The following is a 7,745-nucleotide window of genomic DNA, read 5'->3' as shown; positions in this document are numbered from 1 at the left end:
TTGGAAATAAGCAAGCGGCCTTTACAGCCAATGGCCCAGTTGCTTGTAACGGCTACGATTGCGCGCATGATTACACCGCAATAGGAATATTTTTGACCTGTGGGCCGTGCTGGTAGTTCTCCACAATCAAATCGTCCGTGGTGAAGTCATAAAAATTGGTGACGTCAGGGTTAAGACGAACGCTTGGTGCGGGATACGTGGGACGAGAAATAAGCTCTTTGATAATGTCCACATGGCGGTCATAAATATGAGCGTCACTGATGATATGCACTAACTCGCCTGCGAACATGTTAACGGATTGTGCAACCATCATAAGGAGAATGGCATACTGGCAGATATTCCAGTTGTTAGCTGCCAGAATATCTTGACTGCGTTGCATAAGTAACATGTTAAGCGTGGGTTTCTCATCACCTGCGCGATGGGTTACGTTATAGGTGACCGAATAGGCACACGGATAGAGATTCATCTCGGACAAATCTGCAAAGGTGTACATATTAGTCATGATGCGGCGGGAGTAGGGTGTGTGCTTGAGGTCGTACAACACCTTATCCATTTGATCCATATCACCCTGAGGGTAGTGACTCTTTTGCGCAATTTGGTAACCGTAAGCTTTGCCAATAGAGCCGTCCTCATTGGCCCATTCATCCCAAATATGGGAATTGAGGTCATTGATGTTATTGGATTTACGCTGGTAAATCCAGAGAACCTCGTCCATAGCGCTCTTAAGGGCTGTTCTGCGCAGCGTAAGTGCGGGGAACTCGTCGCGTAGATTGTAGCGATTACATACACCAAACTGCTTGATGGTATAGGCAGGTGTGCCGTCTTCCCAATGAGGGCGTACGAGTTGGCCTTCTGTTGTGGTACCGTTTTCTATGATGTTAGAGCACATAGAGATAAACAGATCATCTGCTTTGCTCATGTGAGCTCCTTTCGCATAAGGCATGTAAGTTGTTGTGATTTGCTGTGACTGTCGTAGGACGACTCTGTGCTTAGGTGAGTTACAGGACAGTTGATACCATACTACAGTTGAAAATTAGGTCAGTTGGTAGGAAGTGGTGCTTACATCACTGTCATCCAAGTACTTATCGATAGTCTCGCGATCAAGATAGCTGTTGTAATTGTCTGTATTGGTGTAGCGATGCCTTTTAAGCTTTCTGTTAAGGTTGGCAATGTCTTCCTCAGAAAGGTGATGGCTGACAAAGTATTGGAAATCAAATGCCAGTTTTTCTGCCACGTGGCTTGCGCCAAAGAAAAGCGCAATTACTAGTGCAATAAAAATAAAGTAGACGGTAGGACCAGCGGGTTTTTTTGCATTAGAAGTAGTGGCACTTGCAGATTCAATAACGTTGTCATTCAGGTCTTGAGACTGAACGGTATCTGGTTGCTTAATCATAACGTTTATCCTTGCGCCTGTGGCTGATACGTAGTTAATTCATTCCATTATAGATGCTTATAAATGCTCCGCCCAAAAGAGTTGTTCCCACATAACTCCTAAACCGCGGATAAGTTCTGTGTCTGCAGCAAGCCATGGCACATCCAATAGTTCATTGCGAGAAAGCCAGCGAAGCTCGGAATGGACGCGTGCTGTTGGCGTTTGATTGGTGCCAAGCTGGCAGATAAACACATCCATACTTAGATGAAAATCAGGGTAGTCATACTCAACGGTATCATAGTAAAAAATAGAACCAAGCTCGACATCTAGTTCTTCTTTGACTTCGCGCAGGCATGTTTGCTCGGGTTTCTCATCAGGCTTTACTTTGCCACCCGGAAACTCCCAGCCACTCATGTGTTCATCAGAGCGCTTGCACGCTAGTATTGCATCACCATTATGGATAATAGCTGCGGAAACGTGGACAGTTTTCATATATCCTCCTGCATTTTTCTTTACACAAGACTAGCAGTTTTGTTTGTGTTGGGTCGTTGTATTTGGCTCTCTATACGAGGCTTAATAAAAATCTCAGAGGAGGGATACGAGGGGCGCCTGTGGCAGTGTTTTAGTTTGTATCCGCGCTACGTCAGACGCAAAAACAGGAGCTTTGTGGTAGTCTTTTGCTACATAATTGGTGTTTGTGCAGGATAGGCGGGCAGTGTGATGGCAACATATGTCTTGAGCGACATTCATGGTCGTCTAGCACCGCTAGACCGTGTACTTAACCGCATTTCTCCGTCTGAGGATGATACCTTTTTTGTGTTAGGCGATATGGTTGATCGTGGTCCACATCCAGTGGGTGTTATGCAGCTGTGTCGCACATTGCCTCATGTACAGGTAATTATGGGTAATCATGAGCGGCTTATGCTTGATGCGCTTTATTTTCCTGAGGATGCTACGGCTGCATATAACTGGGGCGCAAATGGTGGAGAGTCCACGCGTGCAGAACTTGCGGCAATGGAGCTTGAGCCTCGGATTGAGATTGTAGAGTGGGTTGCTAACTTGCCTTTGTATGCACATACGTTTGTGGGAGAGCAGCTGTATTTCTTTGTACATGCGGGTATTCGTACGGGTACCGTAGCTGTGCCACATACGTGGACGCATGAGTCTATAGAAGCCTATTTACATGCGCAAAATCCCGATGATTTGCTCTGGATTCGTGAGGATTTTTGGGGCACTCAGACAAATCTTGCAGACAGCAAGGGTGTAGCGCCACGCATTGTTGCAGGGCATACTCCTACGCCTATTGCCTATACCTTGGTGGACGTTGCTGCAAACGAACCGCTTACACCAGAAGGCAAAGCGCTTCTGATGGCGTGCGGCAACACGAATCCTCAGTATGCGGACCGTTTTGCTATTGATTGTGCATGCGCTGCTGGTTCAGAAATGGGACAGGTGCTGGTGTGGCGCTTAGATGATAATCAAACATTCTATGAAGCTGTACATGATGGAGAGTAAGCACGTTCAGTCATTTGACCCCATCATTGACGCTCAGTGTCGCGTGCTTGTGTTAGGCACCATTCCTAGTCCAAAGTCCCGTGATGTACAGCTCAATTATGGTAATCCTCGTAATCGATTTTGGCCTGTTATAGCGCGGCTTTTTGAGGAACCGCTTCCTGCTTCAAATGAAGAGAAAATTGCGTTGGCGCTCCGTCATCATATTGCACTATGGGACGTGTTGAAATGCTGTGACATTGTGGGAGCTCGTGATGCTTCTATTGCTCATCCAGTTCCCAACAATATAAGCTCTGTGCTCGAACAAGCTCCTATTCATACTATTTTTTGTACGGGTTCTACGGCAGCACGCTTATACAAAAAACTTTGTGAACCTGCCTGTGGTATATCGGCTACAGCTCTTCCTTCTACAAGCCCTGCTAATGCTCGATGGAGTTTTGAGCAGCTGGTAGAAGCATATAAGCCAGTACGATGTGCCGCCCAGTCTACCAGCTGTTTAACAGGTGAAACGTATGAGTAGTAATTGGATGTTTGCTCCAGCAGATGTATTTTTGCACGGCTGCCTGAGTATAGAAAAACATGCAGATGGATGGGTTTCTCCACAGCGCTTTTTGCCTGAGCAACGTGCTGTTTTGGAAAGTTGCTTGGCTTGGCATCCTGGGTTATACAAACAAATGGCTGCCTGTACGTCTGGTGTAATCCTTGAGTTTTTAACCGATGCTACCTTAGTTACTATTGACTTACGTTTTGGAGAAGAGCCTGCAGGGACGGCAAGTTCACGTGAGTTAGTAGAAAGGCATATGCTTCAGGACGGTTGCCTAGACCAGGCTCAAGATCAAGCCCAAGCTCAGAATCAGTTGCACATACGTAAGAACTCCCAGGTATTTGATGGCGTATCGTATGAGGTAAATGGTCATCATAAGGGTATGCTTTTTGCTGCCATGCAAGATGGCCAGACAACACAAGTACATATTGCATTGCCTGAGTCAAAAGCTTCCCCTGCTTGTTTGTTTGAGGTAAAGAAGCCAACACGGGTTCGTGTCTATTTGCCAGCTTTGCGTGCTTGTGAGGTGCGCACCATTGGTTGCAATGGAACACTACTTGAACCAAGAAAGAAAAAAGAGTCGCTGCTTGTTTTGGGTGATTCCATCACGCAAGGTTTTGTATGTAGTAATCCAGCGCACGCATGGGCATGTCAGTTGGCACGTCATAAAAAGCTTGATTTGATAAACCAAGGTATTGGTGGACAAGTCTTTTTGCCACAAAGCTTGCAGGGATTCTTTGCATATCCTGAGCTGGTGCCACATACAGTTGTGGTGGCCTTAGGCATTAATTATCGCTATGAGTCATGTAGGGCCCAACAGGTATACGCAGATATTCAGCAGTATTTTGCAACAATTTGTAAACTGTGGCCTACAACACCAATCTATGCGCTTACGCCAGTATGGCATCAAGATGGTCCGTATCCTACGCATAAGAACAGCTGTTTTGAGCAGGTTTCTGAGTTTATACAGCGTGCGGTTGCACCGTATTCCAACATAACGTTGGTGGATGGTGCTACCTTGTTAGATGGTGATACAAGACTTTTGGCAGATGGATTTGAGCATCCTAACAAAGCCGGGCATACTCAGATTGCCGAGCGCTTAGTGGGGTATATGCAGCCTCATAGACATTCTCATAAGCTGCGTCCATCAACCGTGCCTACACTTGAGGTACCTGCGTCTATAGGGCAAATGAGCTTTGATTTGTAATTGTGTCTGAGCGCCATTGTATGCTGGGTGCATACAATCAGACGAAAGGCTTAGTATGAAAACAACGCAACATAACCCCCTTGCTCCACACCTAAAGCTGGAGCTTTCTGCGGCTGATGCTGCACTGGTACAGCAGTACCAAACAGGCGCATTGGTTAACTCGTACCGCTGCAACAATGAGGACGTTATTCGTCGTGAGCAAACGGATCGTGACTCGGCTTCCGTGATGCGTTCATCGTTTGTTCGCGATACAGAAAAAATCATGCATTTGCAGGCGTATAACCGTCTAGCTGGCAAAACGCAGGTATTCTCGTTTAGAGAGCATGATGACCTTACACGTCGTGGCTTGCATGTACAGCTGGTAGCTCGTGTTGCGCGCAACATTGGTCGTGCTTTAGGTCTTAATGAAGACCTGATTGAGGCAATTGCGCTTGGTCATGATATTGGTCACACGCCCTTTGGTCATGCAGGGGAGCGCTTTCTTAATGAGGAATATCATGCGCGCACAACCAAGTATTTCTTCCACAATGTTATGAGTGTGCGTGTGCTAGATACGTTGTATGGCCGCAATCTTAGCCTGCAAATGCTTGATGGCGCTCTTTGCCATAACGGTGAGTTTGAGCAGCAAGTGCTTGAATTAAGCACGCTGTCAAACTTTGCAGAGTTTGATGCCACGGTTCAGAGTTGCTGGGATGATGCACATAATATTATTGGACACCTGCGCCCTATGACGCTTGAAGGCTGCGTAGTGCGCATTTCGGACATCATTGCGTATCTTGGCAAAGATCGTCAGGATGCCATTCGTGCAGGTATTGCTACTGAGAAAACCTTTGATGATGGTATGGGAGGCGCCTACAATGCATGGGCGTTGTCCGCGTTTACAACAGATATTGTGTCTCATAGCCTTGGATCTTCTCGCATTGCTATGAGCGAGGAAAGTTTTGAAGAGCTGCGTCGTGCTAAGCGTGAAAACTACCAAAAGATTTATTTGGCAAGTGAGGTAGCAGAGGATTTTTCTCAAAACATTGCTCAAATGTTTGCCATGGTATATGCCACCTGCCTTGAATGGATGCAGTCTGGTGACGTAACTACGCCCATTTTTACTCATCATATTTTGCCGCTTAAGCGTTCGCTTTCTTACTATGGCAAGCACTATGATTGGCGGCAGGATTTTGATTTGACGGTAGTAGATTACATTTCTGCTATGACGGATGATTACTTTGCCGCGCTTTGCCAGCACATAGATCCTTCTACAGCACTGTTTTTCCCGCAGTATAGTTACTTTGCATAGGCTTGCTGTGCTCTATGAGCGCTACGCACCCTTTGGTATGCGGCATTTCAGATGAACCTAACTGCTGCACTTAACGTATGAATGAGAAAAGCGCAAAAAGGGCAATGAGTACTCCTACAAGGCTTTCTCCGCCTAAGATGCCAGAAACTATACTGTCTGCCCTAGAACCGTGTAGCTTGTTTGTCTTATCCAAAATAAGCTTGATGGCTGCACCAAGTGCGGCGCCACAAGACATAAAGAAGGGCAGATAAACGCCTAAGCCAAGCGTCATAACAGGAAGCCCACCGGCAGCCAAAATGCCTCCTAGGGCAAGGCCAGCCATAAAGGCGGGAATGTGGGAAATGCCACCAGCCATTGCCGCAACGTTAGCGGCTTGTACTGCAACAAAGGTACCCTGAGGACCAAACGCATTGCCACCATATACCTGGTACATGCCCATAAGCAGCAAAGAGGACACAAGTACACCAACAAATGCTCCAACAATCATGCCAATCATTTGTTCTTGAGGGTTGGTGTTAAGACGATCGCCCGCCTTAAGGTCGTTCATAACATCACCGCCAATGCCGCAGGCAACAGCAACCATAGCAGCAATCAAAAAGAGAAGCTTCATACTGGTGATTCTAAACAGGGCTTGAACCAGTAAAAGAACGAGCATGCCAAAGACTTCCATGGGGTTAATGCCGGTGGTGCCGGTAAGCCAGGCAGATAGGTAGATGCAAAACCAGGTTGCAAGAACAACAACCGTAGAGCTCAGAATGCTCAGTTTGCATACCGCACAAATAAGCGCTACTACGATGGCACAAACAAGTGCAATAATGCGGAGGTTTGTACTAAGGCGCCTGGATTGCTCGTCAGGATTATTGGTGTTGGAGGCAACAGAGGTATCTGCTGTTGTAGCTACAGTGGGACTAGATGCATCCTTGGGAGCCATAGCGTCGTCCTTGCTCATTTTTTTATTACGAAGGACAGAGGCAGCAATAGTGCCTGCACCAGAACCGAGCATAAGGCCAAGACCTAAGCTTATGCGGATATCCAAAGCAGTGGCTGTTTCAATAATGCCAGCTGCAGGAAGCATGCCAACAATGCCCAAATGGCCAAGAACAGCGCCAATAAACCAAACAGCTGTAGGAACCACACCTACGGCAAAGCCTATGGCAATACTCATAGGAGAGTTGTACATGCCCAGTGCCACACCAGGAATTGCATTGGATGCAAACAAAACGCTAGGGATAAGATGCAAGACGTCACGCACGGCTGCATAGGCGCCAGATAGGCCGAGTCCCCAAAACAGGGCAGGCGCATCTTGTGCGCCGTTATTTCCTACAGCAGTGAGGGTGTCTGCCGCAGCAGTACCAATGGGGTAAGCCAATTGTTTCTCGCGAATAAAATATGGCTGGAAAGCGGCACAAGCAATCAGACCAATAAGAGTTCCAGCAAATGCGGCGATAAGTACTTCGTAGATGGTCAAATCTTGCCCTAAGCCCATAATCCACAAACCGGGGATGGTAAAGGCAAGACCACCTGCAATCATGGAACCAGCACTCATGGCTGCGTGCATAACATTTGCCTCATGAAGGTTATGGGACTTAAACAATTTAAGTGCTAACACACTAGCGATAGCTGCAAAAGAGATGGGCCAAGGAAGCATGCCCATGCGCAGGGCAATAAACAAGGAGCTTGCCGTAAGAACTGAAGATCCAAGTGCTCCAATGACTAATGCGCGAACGGTCAGTGCTGTGCTTTGTGAATTGCTGGAATGCATGAAGTGCCTTTCGGTATACCTTGCTACCTATGCAAGATAAAAGATGTGTGTACCTGT

The 7,745-nt window shown here is 46.9% G+C and carries 8 protein-coding genes; 4 read left to right on the top strand and 4 right to left on the bottom strand.

Annotated elements, in window-relative coordinates:
- Window positions 1–70: 70 nt before the first annotated feature.
- The 3 genes from thyA to SPD80_RS06785 form a co-directional block, all read right to left on the bottom strand.
- A complete protein-coding gene (gene thyA, locus SPD80_RS06795; protein ID WP_320606214.1) occupies window positions 71–919 on the bottom strand; it encodes a thymidylate synthase in 849 nt (282 codons plus the stop codon).
- Window positions 920–1,033: 114 nt separating this feature from the next.
- Window positions 1,034–1,393 (bottom strand): hypothetical protein, encoded by a 360-nt coding sequence (locus SPD80_RS06790; protein ID WP_320606213.1) that lies wholly within the window; start codon window positions 1,391–1,393, stop codon window positions 1,034–1,036.
- Window positions 1,394–1,450: 57 nt separating this feature from the next.
- The gene (locus tag SPD80_RS06785; RefSeq protein WP_320606212.1) at window positions 1,451–1,864 is read right to left on the bottom strand and encodes a (deoxy)nucleoside triphosphate pyrophosphohydrolase; all 414 of its coding nucleotides are present in this window, start codon (window positions 1,862–1,864) and stop codon (window positions 1,451–1,453) included.
- 228 nt (window positions 1,865–2,092) lie between these two features.
- Here SPD80_RS06785 and SPD80_RS06780 point away from each other — a divergent pair, with 228 nt between their 5' ends.
- Genes SPD80_RS06780 through SPD80_RS06765 form a run of 4 tightly spaced genes read left to right on the top strand, consistent with a single transcriptional unit; the run spans window position 2,093 to window position 5,926 of the window.
- Window positions 2,093–2,887: a metallophosphoesterase family protein gene (locus SPD80_RS06780; RefSeq protein ID WP_320829072.1), complete on the top strand. Its 795-nt coding sequence runs from the start codon at window positions 2,093–2,095 to the stop codon at window positions 2,885–2,887.
- Complete coding sequence (locus tag SPD80_RS06775; protein WP_320829071.1) at window positions 2,874–3,404, top strand: DNA-deoxyinosine glycosylase; 531 nt, start codon at window positions 2,874–2,876, stop codon at window positions 3,402–3,404. The genes SPD80_RS06780 and SPD80_RS06775 overlap by 14 nt, the downstream gene beginning before the upstream one ends.
- On the top strand, window positions 3,397–4,635 hold the full coding sequence (locus tag SPD80_RS06770) for an SGNH/GDSL hydrolase family protein (RefSeq protein WP_320604651.1): 1,239 nt from the start codon (window positions 3,397–3,399) through the stop codon (window positions 4,633–4,635). Before SPD80_RS06775 ends, SPD80_RS06770 begins: the two co-directional genes overlap by 8 nt.
- Window positions 4,636–4,690: 55 nt before the next feature.
- Window positions 4,691–5,926, top strand: coding sequence for a deoxyguanosinetriphosphate triphosphohydrolase family protein (locus SPD80_RS06765; protein WP_320829069.1), 1,236 nt, complete (start codon window positions 4,691–4,693; stop codon window positions 5,924–5,926).
- A 70-nt stretch (window positions 5,927–5,996) separates the two neighbouring features.
- Here SPD80_RS06765 and SPD80_RS06760 read toward each other — a convergent pair whose 3' ends face one another.
- Window positions 5,997–7,688, bottom strand: coding sequence for an OPT/YSL family transporter (locus SPD80_RS06760; RefSeq protein WP_320829067.1), 1,692 nt, complete (start codon window positions 7,686–7,688; stop codon window positions 5,997–5,999).
- Window positions 7,689–7,745 lie beyond the last annotated feature (57 nt).

It is taken from the genome of Atopobium sp., assembly GCF_034113385.1.
Taxonomy (GTDB): domain Bacteria; phylum Actinomycetota; class Coriobacteriia; order Coriobacteriales; family Atopobiaceae; genus Atopobium.
The sequence above is the reverse complement of the archived record's forward strand: the minus strand, read 5'-3'. Positions and strand labels throughout refer to the sequence as shown.